Below are 701 nucleotides of genomic sequence, written 5' to 3'. Positions count from 1 at the left end.
GTGACGGGCGGGGCACGACCCGACGCGGAGGCTGCCGGCCTGCGCGGGGGGCGGTTCGGGACCGACAGGCATCCCGGATGCCCGCGAGGGCCGCCGTGTCCCGGCGACGAGGGCGTCGTCCCGGTTGCGCGGTGGCCGGTGCGGCTTCTCTTCGGCGGCACGGGCTGACTGTTAGGTGGGGCCGGTGCGCTGGGTCGTGGAGGCGGTCAGCGGTTGAGGTCGAAGACCGGCACGCCCCGCCCTTCGTAGGCCTTGGGGTCGACCGTGGCGATAAGCGCGTCCGTGCCCCAGGCCGGAAGGTGGCGTGCGGCGTGGATGGCCGCACCGACGCCGACGGGGACGCCGTCGCGGTGCAGTTGCGCGACCGCGAGAACCGCAGGGTAGTCCAAGTCGACGGTATGGACGACTTCAAGCTGCCCGACGTGTTCGGCGAGGCCGGGGTGTGCGCGGTCGGCCTCCAACACGCTCAGCACCGGCGCCCACAGCCGGGTGTCGGTCTCGATGCTCGCGCGGTGGATCAGCGCGGACACCTGCCGGTGCCCGGCCAGCGCGGCCAGGGACGGCGTGTCGAGCACGAGGTGGTGGAGGATCACACGACGTCGCCGGGCTGCGCAGCGAACGCCGAACGGAGCCTGCGGCCCATCGCACACGACGTCGCCGGGCTGCGCAGCGAACGCCGAACGGAGCCTGCGGCCCATCGC

The 701-nt window shown here is 73.9% G+C and carries 1 protein-coding gene; it reads right to left on the bottom strand.

All coding sequences use genetic code 11. From position 1 onward, the window contains the following. Positions 1–206: 206 nt before the first annotated feature. Positions 207–701, bottom strand: a 495-nt coding sequence (locus AC1DSF_RS30530; RefSeq protein WP_478184057.1) for a PIN domain-containing protein, incomplete at its 5' end; no start/stop codon positions are given.

It is taken from the genome of Variovorax sp. 01N429 (genome assembly GCF_056399425.1).
The sequence above is the reverse complement of the archived record's forward strand: the minus strand, read 5'-3'. Positions and strand labels throughout refer to the sequence as shown.